Genomic DNA, 15,320 nt, shown 5'->3' with positions numbered 1-15,320 from the left:
TTTGACAGTCGGTTATCCGCCTTGCAACTTGTCGGCGGGAGGACGGAATGCCGCTTGAAATCCTGCTGGTTCTGGTGGTCGGCGGTATCGCCGGAATTACCCTGTTGCTGCATGCGACGGGCAAGTCCCGTTTGCGCCTTCTGACACCGGACACGGCGCGGTCGGAATGGCTGCGACATGCCCCGGAGGACTACATCATTGATGTCATGATTGCCCATGACGGCCATGCGGCGCTGATCCGCACGGACGCTGGCAAGGGGCTTTTGTGGTCGTTCGGTGCGGATACCGTGGCGCGGCATTTGCTTGATTTCGACTGGATGGACCATCCCAAAGGCATCGAGGTTCAGTTTCATGATTTCAGCACCCCACGCGTAATCCTCAGCCTTGATGACAGCGAACGCCAGCACTGGCGTCTGATGATGGACCCTTCATGACCGACCAAGTGAGCTTTCCCGACGCCGTGCAATGGGCCGTCCCGTTTTTCATCGCCGCCATTCTGGCCGAGTTTCTGTGGATTGCCATCAAGGGCCGCGGCGGACGGTATGAGACGCGCGACGCCGTAACCTCGCTGATCATGGGTGCGGGCAACATCGCCTCGGGCTTTCTGCTGGGCTTCATCGCATACGCGTTTTTCATGTGGTTGTGGCGGATTACGCCGCTGGACCTGGGCACTTCGATCCCGGTGATTTTTCTTTGCTTCGTGCTGGATGACCTGCGCTATTACTGGGTGCACCGGTTTGGCCATCGCATCCGCTGGGTCTGGGCCAGCCATGTGAACCATCACAGTTCGCAGCATTACAACCTGACCACGGCGCTACGGCAGACGTGGACCTATACGTTCACCTTCATGATGGTGGTGCGCGCGCCGCTGATCCTGCTGGGGTTCCATCCCGCGATGGTGCTGTTCGTCGGCGGGCTGAACCTGATCTATCAGTTCTGGATTCACACAGAAGCCATCGGCAAAATGCCGCGTTGGTTCGAGGCGGTGATGAACACCCCTAGCCATCACCGCGCGCATCATGGCCGCAATGCGCGTTACCTGGATTGCAACTATGCTGGTGTGTTCATCATCTGGGACAAGATGTTCGGTACTTTTGTACCGGAACAGGATGATGACCGTGTCGACTATGGGCTGGTGCATAATATCGGCACGTTCAACCCGCTGCGCGTGGCCTTTCACGAATGGGTCGGCATCTGGCGCGACGCGACGCAGCCCGAGCTGACATGGCGGCAGCGCCTGGCCTATTGCTTTGCGCCGCCGGGCTACAGCCATGACGGAAGCCGGAAGAATTCTGAGCAGATCAAGGCCAGCCATCTGGCCCGACATCCCGAAGATCGCGGAACGCCCGGATTTGAACATCTCGAGGAATTTTTGCCCGCAAAACAGGCGGAACATTCCTGAGCGCAACGACTATCTTACGCTGAATACTTGATATTATTGGCCCCGGCTTCATATTAGAACGATGTTTTGATTTAGCGTGCCCGGAGGCCTTTATGTCTCGTACAACGACCCTTTATACTGTTTTTGGCCTGACCGGCCTTGTCCTTGCCATGCTGACAGCCATTGGCGGAGGACCTTCGGTATTCCTAGGTTTGGGCTTTGCAATGATGACGCTGGGCCTTCTTGGGGCCCTGATCGGCGCAGCAACCACATTGCGTCAGACCAGCCGATCGGCCAAGTGATCCCCGGCACATAGCAGCTTTTACGCTTCTGTCTCGATTAACGTCAGATTCACTTCTTTGCTCTGATATGGGCATCAGACCCCTATCAATTTTACGCAAGGACCGGGTGCGCCCATGCGGGACAGGAAACTGGCTGATCTGCCGGAAGGCGCGGACAATCCGCTGAACGCGGCGGTGGCTTCGCGCGATTTGTCGACGGTGCAAATGGCGACGGAGGCGGTGAAACACAAGCAATGCAAGCTGGCCTTTCAGCCGGTCATGCAGGCCAATGCCCCCCACGGCGTGGCGTTCTACGAAGGGTTTATCCGGGTGCTGGACGAAACCGGGCGGGTCATTCCAGCGCGCGAGTTCATGCCCGAGGTTGAAAACACGCCAATCGGGCGCGAGCTGGACTGTGTCGCGCTTGAAATGGGTTTGCGCACCCTGACGCGCAATCCGGGGATCCGACTGTCGATCAACATGTCGGCCCGCTCGATCGGTTACACCCGCTGGTCGCGTATTCTTGAGCGGTTCATGAAAAATGACCCCGCTCTGGGTGAGCGGCTGATCCTTGAAATCTCGGAAAGTTCGGCGATGCAGGTACCGGAACTGGTGGTCGATTTCATGGATCGTCTGCAGGCCCGCGGCATCGCCTTTGCGCTGGACGATTTTGGCGCCAGCAACTTCAGCTTTCGCCACTTTCGCGAGTTTCTGTTCGACGCGGCAAAGATCGACGGACAATTCGTGCGTGGTGTCAGCACGAACCCCGACAATCAGGCGCTGGTCAGAGCCCTGATCGCGGTTGCCCGCGAATTCGAAATCCTCGTGACCGCCGAATCGGTTGAAACCAAGCAGGATGCCGAGTTTCTGGTGGCCAGCGGTGTCGATTGCCTGCAGGGCTTTCTGTTCGGCGCGCCTTCGGTCAAACCGCCGTGGAAAGCGGAAAAGACACAGGAGACAGGGACTTAACACCTGCCGCAACACATTTCAGCCTACGACCTGCCGCCCTGAGACAAGCTGCCCGTTGCTGCGCGTGCAGCATTGCGATATCCAAATGGTGCTGGAGCGGGGATCACGGGGCGCTCTTGATTGCAGGGGGATCCTCTACGATCTGCGCCGTCACATTTCCCACAGGACCATGACGGTAAAGGATTAATCGAATGACCAACGTAGTAATCGCATCCGCCGCACGTACCGGTGTCGGCAGCTTTGGCGGCTCGTTTGCCAACACCCCCGCCCACGATCTTGGGGCCGCTGTGCTTGAGGCCGTTGTCGAACGCGCGGGAATCGACAAAAGCGAGGTTAGCGAAACCATCATGGGCCAGGTTCTGACCGCCGCTCAGGGCCAGAACCCCGCGCGCCAGGCGCACATCAATGCCGGCCTGCCGCAGGAAAGCGCGGCCTGGGGCATCAACCAGGTCTGTGGCTCGGGCCTGCGTGCCGTTGCTCTGGGCGCACAGCACATCCAGCTGGGCGATGCCGAAATCGTCGCCGCCGGCGGCCAGGAAAACATGACCCTTTCGCCCCATGCTGCCGCCCTGCGCGCCGGTCACAAGATGGGCGACATGAAATACATCGACACGATGATCCGCGATGGTCTGTGGGATGCCTTCAACGGTTATCACATGGGTCAGACCGCTGAAAACGTCGCCGAGAAGTGGCAGATCAGCCGCGACATGCAGGACGAATTCGCCGTTGCCTCGCAGAACAAGGCCGAAGCCGCGCAGAAGGCCGGCAAGTTCGCCGACGAGATCACGCCGTTCACCATCAAGACCCGCAAGGGCGACATCGTGATGGACAGCGACGAATACATCCGTCACGGCGCGACCATGGAAGCCATGGCCAAGCTGCGCCCTGCCTTCATCAAGGACGGTTCTGTCACCGCGGCAAACGCCTCGGGCCTGAACGACGGCGCGGCCGCAACCCTGCTGATGTCTGCTGAAAACGCCGAAAAGCGCGGGATCGAGCCGCTGGCCCGTATCGCATCCTACGCCACTGCCGGTCTGGACCCGTCGATCATGGGCGTGGGCCCGATCTACGCGTCGCGCAAGGCGCTGGAGAAAGCCGGCTGGTCGGTAGACGATCTGGATCTGGTCGAGGCGAACGAAGCCTTTGCCGCGCAGGCCTGCGCCGTGAACAAGGACATGGGCTGGGACCCGTCGATCGTGAACGTGAACGGCGGCGCGATTGCCATCGGCCACCCGATCGGTGCCTCGGGCTGCCGCGTTCTGAACACGCTGCTGTTCGAAATGAAGCGCCGCGACGCGAAGAAGGGTCTGGCGACCCTGTGCATCGGCGGCGGCATGGGTGTCGCCCTGTGCGTGGAGCGCGACTAAGTGCGTTGAGAACCAAATAGAAAAGGGCGTCCCACGGACGCCCTTTTTTGTTACAATCAAGCCTTACACCGTAGCTGCGACAATTTCGCTGAGCAGAAAAGCAAAGACCTGAACGAAACGATATTGCGCACCAATCTCTCTCAGAGTAACAGAATTACCAAGCCGACTAAATTTGGAGGACTCCTAAATGGCACGTACAGCACTCGTAACCGGCGGCTCCCGCGGCATCGGCGCAGCAATTTCCAAGGCGCTCAAAGCCGAAGGGTACAACGTTGCAGCCACCTATGCGGGGAATGACGAAGCCGCCGCGAAATTCACCGAGGAAACCGGTATCGCCACCTATAAGTGGAACGTCGCCGACTATGACGAGTCCAAGGCGGGTATCGAAAAGGTCGAGGCCGAAGTTGGCCCCATCGACATCGTTGTGGCAAATGCCGGTATCACCAAAGACGCCCCTTTCCACAAGATGACGCCCGAGCAGTGGCATCAGGTGATCGACACCAACCTGACCGGCGTGTTCAACACCGTACACCCGGTCTGGCCCGGCATGCGCGAGCGTAAGTTTGGCCGCGTGATCGTCATCAGCTCGATCAATGGACAGAAGGGCCAGTTCGCGCAGGTGAACTATGCCGCAACCAAAGCGGGCGATCTGGGCATTGTGAAATCGCTGGCGCAGGAAGGTGCACGTGCGGGCATCACCGCAAACGCGATCTGCCCCGGCTATATCGCTACGGAGATGGTCATGGCGGTTCCGGAAAAAGTCCGCGAATCGATCATCGGTCAGATCCCGGCCGGCCGGTTGGGTGAGCCCGAGGAAATCGCGCGCTGCGTGGCGTTCCTGGCATCGGACGATTCCCAGTTCATCAACGGCTCGACCATCTCGGCCAACGGTGCGCAGTTCTTCGTCTGATCAAGAGCGATTGCAATTTTGAACGGGCCGGTCCAAATGGGCCGGCCCTGTCAATTTTAGATTCCCGAAGAGGCTGCCCCATGACCAGAATGCGCGCAACGGCGATTGGTTTTATTGCTGTGCTGCTGTGGTCCCTGCTGGCCCTGTTCACTGTCGGCTCGACACCGACACCACCGTTGCTGCTGAACGCCGTCTGCTTTTCAATCGGCGGCACCCTGGGCCTGATCTGGACCTGGGCCACCGGCGGATTGCAACAACTTGGGCGCGTACCCTGGACAACTTATCTGTTCGGAACGCTGGGTCTGTTCGGCTATCACGCCCTATATTTCTCGGCACTGAGGATGGCCCCCGCGGCCGAGGCGGGTCTGATCGCCTATCTCTGGCCTTTGCTGATCGTTCTGCTGTCGGGGCTGTTGCCCGGCGAGCGGTTGCGCATCGGGCATCTGATTGGTGCCTGCTTCGGTTTCGCGGGCGCGGCGCTGATCATTGCCGGTGGCGGCAGCACCGGGTTTCAGGTGCAACACCTGCCCGGATATGCGCTGGCACTGATGTGCGCGTTGACCTGGTCGGGCTATTCCGTTCTGTCCCGGCGTCTGGGCGATACCCCCACCAGTTCGGTTGCTGTTTTCTGCATCGCCGCGGCAATTGCCTCGGGCGCGCTGCATCTTGCTGTGGAGGAAACGGTCTGGCCCGCGACCGCATTCGGCTGGGCATCGATCCTTGCCCTGGGTCTGGGACCGGTCGGGCTGGCGTTTTATGTTTGGGATATCGGGGTCAAGCGGGGCGACATTCAGATACTGGGCACCGCGTCCTATGCGGCACCATTGCTGTCTACGCTTGCGCTGGTTCTCGCCGGGATCGCCGCCCCTTCCTGGGGTCTGGCGGTCGCGGCGCTGTTGATCACCGGCGGGGCCACAATTGCGGCGCGGGCCAGTCTGAAGTCCTAGTTCGCCCTGCCCTGAACTTGCATCGCCAATAACCTGCCGCGCCTTTGGTGCTTTCGGGACATTGGCGATACAGAGTGATTCAGGTCAGGTGCTGGACGCTTTAATTGGACAGGCGTTCGATCTCTTCCTTCAGCTTGAGCTTCTGCTTTTTGAGCTGCGCAATATGGAGATCATCAATTCCTGGCGAGCGTTGGGCTTTTTCCACTTCGAGACCGAGACTTTCGTGTTTTTTCTTCAGTTCCGTCAGATGTGCGCTCACGCTCATGGCGATCCTCCTTAGTTGGATGTCTGAGTTTTACATGGGAAGTTGACCACATCGTTTCCAGCCTGTCACGCCGCAGACGCACAGAATCTGTCACAAATCCGACAAATTCGGCCGGTCACCGCCTATCAATCCGAGAATCCGGGTAGCCCGGCCCCGTTCCGCAGCACCGAAGTTACCTGGGGCGTATAGCTCTCACCGTCCCTCTCGTGCCGTGCGCCTGTGTGCAGGATCAGCGGGGAATGGAGCTGGAAGGCAGCGCGCCCCTCTTTCCGCGCGCGCAGAATAACCAGTTCCGCATCTCGGGTCGCGCGCGGCGTCAGCGGCAGGACTTCGACTGAACCCAGTCTGCCGGCACAGGCCGACAACATGTCCGGCAGGCGTTCGGCCTTTTGGATCATGTGCAGATAGCCGCGCGGGGCAAGCCGCCTGGCGGCCACGCCGATCCAGTCCGACAGCGGTGTCTGCTCGCCCAGCGCCACCTGCCGCCCTGAATCCTGCGCCGGGCTGTGTGCGCCGGGGCGGTAATAGGGCGGGTTGGCGATAATGTGATCGAACTGTCTTTGCCTCAGATCATTGGGTAGATCGGTCAGGTTTGCCGGTATCACTGCCAGCGGCACATCGTTCTCTGCGGCGTTGCGCCGCGCCAGATCGGCGTAGGCGGGTTGCAATTCGACCCCTGTCAGGTGCAGGCCCGGCACGCGGGCGGCAAGGCACAGGATGGCGGCGCCTGCCCCGCAGCCAAGCTCCAGCACGGTTTGGCCTGCCGTGGCCGGAACCGAGGCCGCCAGCAGAACCGGGTCAACACCTGCGCGATAGCCGGACAAAGGCTGCCACAGCCGCACGCGTCCGCCGAGGAACTCGTTGCAGATCAGCTCGCTGTCGGAGAACCCGCTCATCGGCCCAAGGGGATGTCGTTGTCACGCATTACCCGTTCGGCGCGGATCAGGTCGTCGGCGCGCACCATCAGGCGGCGGGGGAAAATTCCTATGCCGCCTTCGAGGATGCTCATATTTACGTCCATCTGAAAGCAGTCTATATCCTCGCCTTCAAGGAGAGCGGATGCAAAGGCCAGGATTGTCGGATCGGTGCTGCGCAATAGTTCTTCCATGGGGATGGATGTAAGGGCAAGGAGCGGCGGAAGTCGAGCCTTGTATCAGGAGTGTGATGAACGTCAGCACAATCTCGAAACCACATGAACGGCTGGCCGACATTCTGGCCGGTGAAATGGATGCGGTAAACCATCTGATCCGCACGCGCATGGCGTCGGAACACGCCCCTCGTATCCCCGAAGTGACCGCTCATCTGGTTGAGGCGGGCGGCAAGCGTCTGCGCCCCATGCTGACTCTGGCCGCAGCCCGTCTGTTTGGCTATTCAGGCGACCACCATGTGCGTCTGGCCGCGACGGTCGAATTCATTCATACCGCCACGCTTCTGCATGACGACGTTGTGGACGAAAGCGCCCAGCGGCGCGGGCGGCCCACGGCAAACCTGCTGTGGGACAACAAATCCAGTGTTCTGGTTGGCGATTACCTGTTTTCCCGCAGTTTCCAGCTGATGGTGGAAACCGGGTCGTTGCGCGTTCTGGACATTCTGGCCAACGCTTCGGCCACGATTGCCGAGGGTGAAGTGTTGCAGATGACGGCAGCCACCGACCTGAGCACCCACGAGGGCATTTATCTGCAGGTGGTGCGCGGAAAGACGGCCGCGCTGTTTTCGGCTGCAACCGAGGTAGGCGGCGTGATTGCCGGTGCATCGGAAGAGCAGGTGAAAGCGCTGTTCGACTATGGCGACGCGCTTGGCATTGCCTTTCAGATCGCCGATGACCTGTTGGACTATCAGGGCGACAGCAAGGCAACCGGCAAGAATGTCGGCGATGATTTCCGCGAGCGCAAACTGACCCTGCCGGTGATCAAGGCCGTGGCGCAGGCCACGGCAGACGAACACGCCTTCTGGGAACGCACGATTGGCAAGGGCCGCCAGCAGGATGGCGATCTGGATCACGCGCTAAGCCTGATGAACAAATACGGCACGCTGGAGGCCACCCGTTCGGATGCCATCGGCTGGGCCGCCAAGGCCAAAACCGCGCTGGAGGTGCTGCCCGATCACGAGATCCGGTCGCTGCTGCGCGATCTGGCCGACTACGTGGTCGCTCGCCTCAATTAAGCTGCGTTGCGCGGCACCACCAGTCGGAATGGGCCGCGCCGATTTCATAGGCCGCGAAATGCGCGGCCTTCATGGACGGGTAAAGCCCGAAACAGGTCGAGCCCGAGCCGGACATCCGCGACAAAAGAACACCGCGAGAGGCGTCGAGCTCATCCAGAACCCGCCCGATCTGAGGCGCAATGCCCATGGCCGGTGCCTGCAGATCGTTGCGCTGGCCTTTCAGCCACGCGGCGCAGTCTTCCGCCGTTTCAAATTCAGGGATATCCTCGGGCATAGCCGGGTTGTGGCGCGTTTCCATCGCCTTGAAAACGGAACCGGTCGGAACCCCGACGCAAGGGTTGACCAGAACCGCATAAAGCGGCGGAAGGGAAACAGGGTTGATCTGTTCGCCTATGCCCCGCATTCGCGCGGCTTTCGCCATCAAACAGACCGGGATATCAGCACCCAGTGACACCGGGTTCGGCAGCTTTCCGTTGCCCGATCCCGCGAGCACACGCAATGTCGCGGCCGCATCCGAAGACCCGCCGCCGATACCGCCCCCATGGGGCAACGACTTGTTCAGGGTAATTCGGCCTGTCCAGCCAACTGCATCCGCCGCCTGCCAAACCAGATTACGCTGATCGGATGGTACACCCCGGGCATGTTCACCGGTGACGTCCATCGACAGGTCCGGGCCGGGCTCGAACGTCAGGTGATCACCGATATCTGCGAACACGACCAGAGAATCCAGCAGGTGATAGCCATCTTCGCGCTGGCCAGTCACATGCAGGGTCAGGTTGATCTTGGCGGGGGCAAATGCCTCAGCCTTCATTGGCAACCTGAAGAGGCTCTGCACCTTCTTCCGCCAGAACCGCGTCCAGCCCGATCTCGAGCTTTCGCCGGATACGGTCGGGATCGGCCTCACCATCGGTGTCGTCGGGGTCGATGAAAGACAGGGCGCGTTTCCACTGGAACTCGGCCTCGCGGTCGCGCCCAACGGCCCAATAGACGTCGCCCAGATGATCATTGACCACCGGGTCGACCGGCATCAGCTCGATGGCGCGTTCCATATGCTCAACGGCTTCTTCATAGCGGCCGAGCCGGAACAGAACCCAACCGAGGCTGTCCACGATATAACCGCTGTCCGGGCGCGTGGCGACGGCGCGTTCGATCATTTCAAGCGCCTCGTCCAGCTTTTCGCGACGTTCGACCAGCGAGTAGCCGAGGTAATTCAGCACTTGCGGCTGGTCCGGGTTCAGTTCAAGCGCGCGGCGAAAATCCGCCTCGGCCTGATCCCAGTTCTTGAGACGCTCATGCGAAATTCCGCGGGCATAGTGCAGGAACCAACTGCCGCCCGCCCCGGTTTCGGTCAGCTCGATCGCCCGGTCGTAGGACGGCACCGCGGCGGCATAGTTTTCGTCCCGGCGCAACAAATCGGCCAGTGCCACATGAACGGACGGCAGGTTCGGACGTTGTGCCGCCAGGTTCTGCAGAACTTCCGCTGCAGCGTCTTTCTTGCCTGCACGCCCTAAAACTTCGGCCCGGCCCAGTTCGGCAACGTGAAAATCAGGGCTGTCAGAAGGCACTGTCCGATAGGCCGCAACTGCAAGATCAAACTGTTCCAGATCGTCCAGCAGCTCTGCCCCCAGCAAAATCGCGTCGACGTGATCGGGGCGCAGAAAGGTCGCCACACGTGTGTAAAGCAGGACATAGTTCTGTGCCGCTTCGCCATTCAGTGCCGCGCCAACCGAGAAGAAAACCTCGGCCATGCCGTCCCGAGCTGATCCGATATGTGTGAAAGGCAGGGTTTCGCCGTCGGTCAGACGCGTCTCGTAGCCTTCGATGGTCGGGTCGCTGCCTATGGAAAACACTTCGTCCAGAAATGCCAGCGCGTCGGCATTGCGGTCCAGTTGCGACAGGACCTCGGCCCGGGCAAGTGCAGCGCGGCGGCTGAAGCGGGCAATGGTTCCGTTGTTTTCGGCAAAAATTGCCTCAGCCCCTTCAAAATCGCCCACGGACGCAAGGGCCATTGCCTTATGATACAGCGAAAACTCCCTCAGACCGTCCTGCGTGGAAACCTTGTCAAACTGCTCCATCGCTTTGGTCATGGCGCCCTGCGCCATGTAGGTCCAGGCAATCATTAGCCCGTCAACCAGCGGCCCGACACCTTGCGTTTCAGGATCAAGGGCCAGAAACGCGTCATATTTTTCGTCTGCCACCAAAGCCGCCGACAGCACCATGCGCGCGGCCTGGCTTGGCAAGTCGTTGTCCACGATTTTCTGCGCGACGGGCAGGGCTCGCTGAATCTCGCCCAGCGCGAGACGGGCCACGACCACGCTTTCCAGCAGGTGCAGGTTTTCCGGATCAAAGCGAAGGGCCTGCGAATAATATTTCTCGGCCGCCGTATAGTCGCTTTCATAGATCGCCTGACGACCCGCAAGATACGCCCCGGCGCCGGTATCGGCCAAGACCGGAACGGCAATAGGGGAAGAAAGCATTGCAGCCAATGCCACGCGTCGAACCAGGGAAATCACCAGAATTCTGCCTCGCTATCGTTATCTGAACGATAAGCTAGGGCTTTGGCCCCTGAGAGGCAATGGCAGAGCCTTCACGACGCCGCCATTGCCCGGGTTTTCGCTTACATGTTTGGATAGTTCGGCCCGTCGCCGCCCTGCGGTGTGGTCCAGGTGATATTTTGGCTGGGATCCTTGATGTCGCAGGTCTTGCAGTGGACGCAGTTCTGGAAGTTGATCACGAATCGCGGACCGTTTTCATCCTCGACCATCTCGTAGACGCCCGCCGGGCAGTAGCGCTGCGCCGGTTCGTCGAACCTGGGCAGGTTGACCTTGACTGGAATCTCGGGGTCGGCCAGGCGCAGGTGGCAGGGCTGGCTTTCCTCGTGATTGGTGGCCGCGAAGGAAACGTTGGTCAAACGATCGAACGACAGCGTTCCGTCAGGTTTGGGATAGTCGATCGGCTTGTGCTTGCTGGCATCTTCGGTCGATTCCGCGTCGTTCTTGCCATGACCCAGAGTACCCAGCAACGAGAAGCCCAGCGTGTTGGTCCACATGTCCATGCCGCCCAGCACCAGCGAAGCAGTCAGGCCGTATTTCGACCACAGCGGCTTGACGTTGCGCACCTTCTTGAGGTCGCTGCCGATTGCGCCTTCGCGCACGTCGGCCTCGTAGGCGGTCAGTTCGTCGCCCGAGCGGTCGGCCTTGATGGCGTCATAAGCAGCCTCGGCTGCGGCCTTGCCCGACAGCATCGCGTTGTGGTTGCCCTTGATGCGCGGCACGTTGACCATGCCCGCAGAACAGCCCAACAGCGCCACGCCGGGTGCGACCAGTTTCGGCATCGACTGAAGGCCGCCTTCGGTGATCGCGCGGGCGCCGTAGGCCACGCGCTTGCCGCCTTTCAGCAGTTCGGCGACCATCGGGTGATGCTTGAAGCGCTGGAATTCCATGTAAGGATACAGGTGCGGGTTCTTGTAGTTCAGGTGCACCACGAAACCGACATAGACCTGATTGTTTTCAAGATGATAGATGAACGACCCGCCGCCCGCATTGCTGCCCAGCGGCCAGCCCATGGTGTGCGTGACCGAGCCTTCCTTGTGCTTGGCCGGGTCGATCTCCCAGATCTCTTTCATGCCGACGCCGTATTTCTGCGGCTCTTTGCCGGCCGACAGGTCGTATTTGGCGATGACTTCTTTCGACAGCGAGCCGCGCACACCTTCCGACAGGAAGACGTATTTGCCGTGCAGCTCCATGCCCGGTTCGGTGTTCGGGCCGTAGGAACCATCTGCTTCCAGGCCAAAAACGCCAGCAACAACGCCTTTGACTTCGCCATTGTCGCCGTAAACCAGTTCAGAACACGCCATGCCCGGGAAGATTTCCACGCCCAGTTCCTCGGCCTGTTCCGCCATCCAGCGGCAGACATTGCCCATCGACACGATGTAGTTGCCGTGGTTGTTCATCAGCGGCGGCATCGGGAAGTTCGGGATGCGGATCTTGCCCGCCTCACCCAGCATGTAGAAGTTGTCTTCGTGCACAGGCACGTTCAGCGGCGCGCCCTTTTCCTTCCAGTCGGGGATCAGCGCATCCAGACCGCACGGATCCAGTACCGCACCCGACAGGATATGTGCGCCCACTTCCGAGCCCTTTTCCAGAACAACGACGTTCAGGTCGGCATCCAGCTGTTTCAGACGAATGGCCGCCGACAGGCCCGCGGGGCCTGCGCCCACGATCACCACATCGTATTCCATCGCTTCGCGTTCAATCTCGGCCATCGCGGGCTCCTTAGCTAACTTTCCGAATTGGCGCTTTCACTGCGTGGTGTGCGCAATTTTGTTTCACGGCTGATTACCCGGTCGGCAAGACCTTGGTCAATCGAAACACGGCGTAAAACAGCAGCAATACGGCAGTTCAGCCGTCTGGTGTATCACCCATGAGATACCTGGGACCGCTACCATTGGACTTTGCCCGGTCATCGGGGTTGTAAAGGGCGCATTTCGGCAGGCTGAGGCAGCCGCACCCGATGCAGCCATCCAGATTGTCGCGCAATCGTGTCAGGGTATCGATTCGCAGATCCAGCCGGGCGCGCAGGGTGGTGCTGATCTGCTTCCAGTCCTGCGGTGTGGGGGTGCGGTTTCCGGGCAGGCCCGACAACACCTCTCGGATCTCCGGCAGGGTCAGGCCGAATTGCTGGGCGATCATGACAAAACTCAGCCGCCGGATATCGGCACGTTGATAGCGACGCTGCCCGCCTGCATTGCGCCAGGGTGCAATCAGGCCCTGTGCCTCGTAATACCGGATGGCTGAAACAGCCAGTCCGGTGCGCCGGGCCAGTGCGCCAATTGCCAGCCCTTCGGATGCAGCCATCAGAACCTCAAAAAACTTCTTGACCTAAAGTTAGGTTTAGAAATTACGGTGAGTCGTGACAAGCCTGAATTCGCAAAGGAGATCCCATGATGGCGACGCTTGAACACACCAATTTCACTGTCCGCGACCCAAAGGCTTCGGCAGACTGGATGGAGAAGGTCTTTGGCTGGAAAACCCGGTGGGAAGGTCCGGCAATCGCTGGCGGCTATACGGTCCACGTGGGCAGCGCACACACCTATCTCGCGCTCTATGCGCCGGGCAAACCCATGCGCTCGGGTGAGAACAGTTACGATTATGTCGGCGGGCTGAACCATGTCGGCGTGCTGGTCGAGGATATCGATGCCACTGAAAGCAAGGTGCGCAAAGCGGGATTCAAGCCGCACAACCATGCGGATTACGAACCCGGCAGGCGGTTCTATTTCGAGGATGACAACGGCATCGAATTCGAGGTGGTGCAGTATGATTGAGTTGCTGTGGCTGGGAACCGAAGCGCATCACTGGCGCAGGGGCGACCTTCTGGGGCATCGCCGCAGGCATGCCTTGCCCCATCCCGACGGCGCGAGTTCGCGAATAAAGCACCGGAACCACTGAGCCCCCTTGCATTTCACGCTGCATTTGGGTCAGGTATCTGACGACCCATCATTCGCCCCGACGCTTTGAGCGGCGGGGCGACTCAATTTATGCGTGGACGAAGACAAAATGGAAAAAATTCCCATGACGCCCGCGGGCAATGCCGCGCTTGAGGCGGAATTGAAGAACCTGAAGTCCGTCGAACGCCCGGCGATCATCGAGGCCATTGCGACGGCGCGGGAACTGGGCGACCTGAAGGAAAACGCCGAGTATCATTCGGCCCGTGAAAAACAGGGTTTTATCGAAGGGCGCATCAAAGAGCTGGAAGGCATCCTGTCGCTGGCTGACGTAATTGATCCGGCCAAACTGTCGGGCGCGATCAAGTTCGGCGCCAAGGTCAGGCTGGTCGATGAAGACACCGACGAAGAAAAGACCTGGAAAATCGTGGGTGAATATGAGGCCAATATCGAAAAAGGCCTGCTGAACATCAAATCCCCCCTTGCCCGCGCCCTGATTGGCAAGGAAGAGGGGGACAGTGTCGAAGTCCGTACCCCCGGCGGTGTGCGGTCTTATGAAATTCTGAGTATCGAGTACGCCTGATCGGAGCGTTGATCATGTCGGGGTCCAATCCTGACCGCGAAACCAAGCAACCGACATCTCTGGGCATCTACGATCGCCCCGGAGCGCCGTCGGTGAGCGGCATCGAGATCGCGGGTGTTGTTCTCAGCCTGATCTGGCTGGTTGTTTCGGTGGTTTTTCTGGTGCTGCCCGGCCGGGTCGAAACCAGCAGTTTCATCGTCACGCTGCTTGCAGTGTTCATGCCCGTGGCCATGATCTGGGTGGCGGCCATGGCCATGCGCGCCAGCCGCGTCATGCGCGAGGAAAGTGCCCGACTGCAGACGGCAATCGACGCGATCCGAAACGCCTATGTCACGCAGCAGCAGCGCGCCGCCAGTACGTATGAGCCTGCCGTCAGCAAGAAGCTGGATGAAATCGCGCAGACAGCGAAGAAGACGGAAAGCGCATTGGCTACGTTTTCTTCCAAGCGCCGCGAACCTGTGCGCAGGGCGGCACCATCACCGGGAGACCAGACCTCACTTGCGCTTGGCACACCAGCGGAAGACATCGCGCGCCCTCTGCCGACCGGTATCTTTATCCGTGCCCTGAACTTTCCTGAAACACAGGACGATGCCGAAGGGTTCGACGCCCTGAGGCTGGCGCTGAAGGACAGGAAGACCGCACAACTGGTGCAGGCCTCGCAGGATGTGCTGACCCTTCTCAGCCAGGAGGGGATCTATATGGACGACCTGCGTCCCGACATGGCCCGACCTGAAATCTGGCGCCAGTTCGCGCAGGGCGCACGCGGCCGTGCAGTGGCCGCTCTGGGCGGCATTCGGGACCGGTCCTCGCTGGCCTTGACGGCGGCGCGAATGAAGCAGGACCCGATTTTCCGCGACGCCGCGCACCATTTTCTGCGGCGGTTCGACAACATGATCGTGGAATTCGAGCCCATCGCCAGCGATGCTGAACTGACCGCGCTAGGTGAAACCCGAACCGCCCGCGCGTTCATGCTGCTGGGACGGGTTGCGGGTACCTTCGACTGACAGGCGC

18 protein-coding genes are annotated in these 15,320 nt (G+C 60.2%); 11 read left to right on the top strand and 7 right to left on the bottom strand.

Going from position 1 to position 15,320, the window contains the following annotated elements; translation table 11 throughout:
• Positions 1-47 precede the first annotated feature (47 nt).
• The 7 genes from ACR3EQ_RS16790 to yddG all read left to right on the top strand — a co-directional run bounded on the left by ACR3EQ_RS16790 (position 48) and on the right by yddG (position 5,855).
• A complete protein-coding gene (locus ACR3EQ_RS16790; protein WP_170614384.1) occupies positions 48-434 on the top strand; it encodes a hypothetical protein in 387 nt (128 codons plus the stop codon).
• Positions 431-1,402: a sterol desaturase family protein gene (locus ACR3EQ_RS16785; RefSeq protein WP_170614383.1), complete on the top strand. Its 972-nt coding sequence runs from the start codon at positions 431-433 to the stop codon at positions 1,400-1,402. The genes ACR3EQ_RS16790 and ACR3EQ_RS16785 overlap by 4 nt, the downstream gene beginning before the upstream one ends.
• Positions 1,403-1,494: 92 nt before the next feature.
• Positions 1,495-1,683 (top strand): hypothetical protein, encoded by a 189-nt coding sequence (locus ACR3EQ_RS16780; RefSeq protein WP_170614382.1) that lies wholly within the window; start codon positions 1,495-1,497, stop codon positions 1,681-1,683.
• 114 nt (positions 1,684-1,797) lie between these two features.
• On the top strand, positions 1,798-2,631 hold the full coding sequence (locus ACR3EQ_RS16775; protein WP_170614381.1) for an EAL domain-containing protein: 834 nt from the start codon (positions 1,798-1,800) through the stop codon (positions 2,629-2,631).
• Positions 2,632-2,822: 191 nt separating this feature from the next.
• A complete protein-coding gene (locus ACR3EQ_RS16770) occupies positions 2,823-3,998 on the top strand; it encodes an acetyl-CoA C-acetyltransferase (protein WP_480491286.1) in 1,176 nt (391 codons plus the stop codon).
• Between the two features lie 187 nt (positions 3,999-4,185).
• The gene (phbB, locus tag ACR3EQ_RS16765; protein ID WP_170614379.1) at positions 4,186-4,908 is read left to right on the top strand and encodes an acetoacetyl-CoA reductase; all 723 of its coding nucleotides are present in this window, start codon (positions 4,186-4,188) and stop codon (positions 4,906-4,908) included.
• An 80-nt stretch (positions 4,909-4,988) separates the two neighbouring features.
• Positions 4,989-5,855: an aromatic amino acid exporter YddG gene (yddG, locus tag ACR3EQ_RS16760; RefSeq protein ID WP_170619264.1), complete on the top strand. Its 867-nt coding sequence runs from the start codon at positions 4,989-4,991 to the stop codon at positions 5,853-5,855.
• Between the two features lie 100 nt (positions 5,856-5,955).
• Here yddG and ACR3EQ_RS16755 read toward each other — a convergent pair whose 3' ends face one another.
• The 3 genes from ACR3EQ_RS16755 to ACR3EQ_RS16745 all read right to left on the bottom strand — a co-directional run bounded on the left by ACR3EQ_RS16755 (position 5,956) and on the right by ACR3EQ_RS16745 (position 7,228).
• Positions 5,956-6,120 carry a YdcH family protein gene (locus tag ACR3EQ_RS16755; protein ID WP_170614377.1) on the bottom strand — a complete coding sequence of 55 codons (165 nt, stop codon included), beginning with the start codon at positions 6,118-6,120 and terminating at the stop codon, positions 5,956-5,958.
• Positions 6,121-6,245: 125 nt separating this feature from the next.
• Positions 6,246-7,016, bottom strand: a complete 771-nt coding sequence (locus ACR3EQ_RS16750) for a methyltransferase (protein ID WP_170816941.1) — start codon at positions 7,014-7,016, stop codon at positions 6,246-6,248.
• Entirely contained in the window at positions 7,013-7,228 is a 216-nt protein-coding gene (locus tag ACR3EQ_RS16745) for a putative signal transducing protein (protein WP_170614375.1), read from the bottom strand. Before ACR3EQ_RS16745 ends, ACR3EQ_RS16750 begins: the two co-directional genes overlap by 4 nt.
• 56 nt (positions 7,229-7,284) lie before the next feature.
• Between ACR3EQ_RS16745 and ACR3EQ_RS16740 the strand changes: the two genes are divergently transcribed.
• Positions 7,285-8,283, top strand: coding sequence for a polyprenyl synthetase family protein (locus tag ACR3EQ_RS16740; protein WP_170614374.1), 999 nt, complete (start codon positions 7,285-7,287; stop codon positions 8,281-8,283).
• Here the strand turns inward: ACR3EQ_RS16740 and ACR3EQ_RS16735 are convergent.
• The 4 genes from ACR3EQ_RS16735 to soxR form a co-directional block, all read right to left on the bottom strand.
• Positions 8,276-9,094 carry a 4-(cytidine 5'-diphospho)-2-C-methyl-D-erythritol kinase gene (locus ACR3EQ_RS16735; RefSeq protein WP_170614373.1) on the bottom strand — a complete coding sequence of 273 codons (819 nt, stop codon included), beginning with the start codon at positions 9,092-9,094 and terminating at the stop codon, positions 8,276-8,278. The genes ACR3EQ_RS16740 and ACR3EQ_RS16735 overlap by 8 nt on opposite strands.
• Positions 9,084-10,760, bottom strand: a complete 1,677-nt coding sequence (locus ACR3EQ_RS16730; protein WP_170614372.1) for a tetratricopeptide repeat protein — start codon at positions 10,758-10,760, stop codon at positions 9,084-9,086. Before ACR3EQ_RS16730 ends, ACR3EQ_RS16735 begins: the two co-directional genes overlap by 11 nt.
• A 140-nt stretch (positions 10,761-10,900) precedes the next feature.
• Positions 10,901-12,547 carry an electron transfer flavoprotein-ubiquinone oxidoreductase gene (locus ACR3EQ_RS16725; RefSeq protein WP_170614371.1) on the bottom strand — a complete coding sequence of 549 codons (1,647 nt, stop codon included), beginning with the start codon at positions 12,545-12,547 and terminating at the stop codon, positions 10,901-10,903.
• Between the two features lie 136 nt (positions 12,548-12,683).
• Positions 12,684-13,139: a redox-sensitive transcriptional activator SoxR gene (gene soxR, locus ACR3EQ_RS16720; RefSeq protein ID WP_170614370.1), complete on the bottom strand. Its 456-nt coding sequence runs from the start codon at positions 13,137-13,139 to the stop codon at positions 12,684-12,686.
• Positions 13,140-13,225: 86 nt separating this feature from the next.
• On the opposite strand from soxR, the gene ACR3EQ_RS16715 reads away from it, so the two are divergent.
• The 3 genes from ACR3EQ_RS16715 (at position 13,226) to ACR3EQ_RS16705 (ending at position 15,313) form a co-directional block, all read left to right on the top strand.
• A complete protein-coding gene (locus ACR3EQ_RS16715) occupies positions 13,226-13,606 on the top strand; it encodes a VOC family protein (protein ID WP_170614369.1) in 381 nt (126 codons plus the stop codon).
• A gap of 232 nt (positions 13,607-13,838) precedes the next feature.
• Positions 13,839-14,309: a transcription elongation factor GreA gene (greA, locus tag ACR3EQ_RS16710; protein WP_170614368.1), complete on the top strand. Its 471-nt coding sequence runs from the start codon at positions 13,839-13,841 to the stop codon at positions 14,307-14,309.
• A gap of 14 nt (positions 14,310-14,323) precedes the next feature.
• Positions 14,324-15,313, top strand: a complete 990-nt coding sequence (locus tag ACR3EQ_RS16705) for a hypothetical protein (protein WP_170614367.1) — start codon at positions 14,324-14,326, stop codon at positions 15,311-15,313.
• The last annotated feature ends 7 nt before the right edge of the window (positions 15,314-15,320 follow it).

Source organism: Ruegeria sp. AN11, from assembly GCF_056536005.1.
The sequence above is the reverse complement of the archived record's forward strand: the minus strand, read 5'-3'. Positions and strand labels throughout refer to the sequence as shown.